The sequence below is a fragment of the Vibrio sp. Vb1574 genome, from assembly GCF_033338675.1.
Genome location: NZ_JAWOTC010000375.1, coordinates 1 through 1,120 on the forward strand (window position 1 = coordinate 1; position 1,120 = coordinate 1,120).

1 protein-coding gene is annotated in these 1,120 nt (G+C 50.0%); it reads left to right on the forward strand.

What is annotated here, in order from left to right; all coding sequences use genetic code 11:
• Positions 1-16: 16 nt before the first annotated feature.
• On the forward strand, positions 17-1,120 hold a 1,104-nt coding region (gene dapE, locus R7O12_RS26275; RefSeq protein WP_318127001.1), incomplete at its 3' end, for a succinyl-diaminopimelate desuccinylase.

The following is a 1,120-nucleotide window of genomic DNA, read 5'->3' on the forward strand; positions in this document are numbered from 1 at the left end:
TAAGGAAGACTCAAGGATGACAGACAGTCCAGTACTGGCACTTGCAAAAGACCTGATCAGCCGCCAGTCCGTAACACCTGATGATGCAGGTTGTCAGGACCTAATGATCGAGCGTTTAAAAGCGCTCGGTTTTGAAATTGAAGTTATGGTATTTGAAGACACCACCAACTTTTGGGCGCGTCGCGGTAACGAAGCACCATTGTTTGCTTTCGCAGGTCACACAGATGTCGTACCCGCAGGCAAGCTAGAACAATGGGATACACCACCGTTCGAGCCAACCATCATCGATGGCTACCTTCATGGTCGTGGTGCGGCCGATATGAAAGGCTCTTTGGCGGCGATGGTAGTGGCCGTTGAACGCTTCATTGCCGAGCACCCAGATCACAAAGGCTCGATTGGCTTTTTGATCACTTCTGATGAGGAAGGTCCTTTCATTAACGGTACCGTTCGCGTCGTAGAAGCGCTGATGGAACGTGGTGAGAACATCGATATGTGCATCGTTGGTGAGCCTTCTAGTACAGAAATTGTGGGTGATGTTGTGAAAAATGGCCGCCGTGGTTCAATTACCGGTGACCTAACCGTAAAAGGCACACAAGGCCATGTTGCCTACCCTCACCTCGCTAATAACCCTGTTCACGCATCGCTACTTGCCATCCACGAACTGGCAACAACAGAGTGGGATAAAGGCAATGATTACTTCCCGCCAACAAGCTTCCAGATTCCCAATGTATCTGCGGGTACAGGGGCATCTAACGTGATTCCTGGCGAATTCAACGTTCAATTCAACCTACGTTTTAGCACCGAACTGAACAATGACACTATCGTCCAGCGCGTAACAGAAACACTGGATAAGCATGATCTCAACTACGATCTACATTGGACATTCAACGGCGACCCGTTCTTAACGGACACGGGTGCCCTACTTGATGCTGTGGTCGCTGCCGTAGCGGAAGTGAACAACACTAAACCTGCGCTGCTCACAACGGGGGGTACATCAGACGGACGTTTCATTGCTCGCATGGGCGGTCAAGTTGTTGAGCTTGGACCTGTCAATGCCACGATTCACAAAGTGAACGAGTGCGTAAAAGTGGACGATCTTGAGAAGTTGACTGACATGTAC